Below are 424 nucleotides of genomic sequence, written 5' to 3'. Positions count from 1 at the left end.
CCCAGTCAAACTGCCCGCCAAGCGCTGTCCCCCCACCCGAGGGTTAGGCCCCCAGCCGCATCAGGGTGGTATTTCACCGGCGCCTCCACCACCCCCGAAAGGGCGGCTTCGCAGGCTCCCACCTATCCTACGCAGACGCGACCAAGAGCCAACACCAGGCTGCAGTAAAGCTCCACGGGGTCTTTTCGTCCTGCCACGGGTAGGCCGCATCTTCACGGCCAGTTCAATTTCACCGGGTCCCTCGCCGAGACAGCGCTCCGGTCGTTACGCTTTTCGTGCAGGTCGGAACTTACCCGACAAGGAATTTCGCTACCTTAGGACCGTTATAGTTACGGCCGCCGTTCACCGGGGCTTCGGTTCAGGGCTTGCACCCCTCCCCTTGACCTTCCGGCACCGGGCAAGCGTCGCTCCCTATACCTCCTCT

The 424-nt window shown here is 63.0% G+C and carries 1 rRNA gene; it reads right to left on the bottom strand.

The annotated features are described in order from the left end of the window. Positions 1-424: ribosomal RNA gene (locus tag ACYQ0J_RS09920) — 23S ribosomal RNA — on the bottom strand; the annotation flags it as partial.

Source organism: Thermus sp. FJN-A (assembly GCF_054655095.1).
The sequence above is the reverse complement of the archived record's forward strand: the minus strand, read 5'-3'. Positions and strand labels throughout refer to the sequence as shown.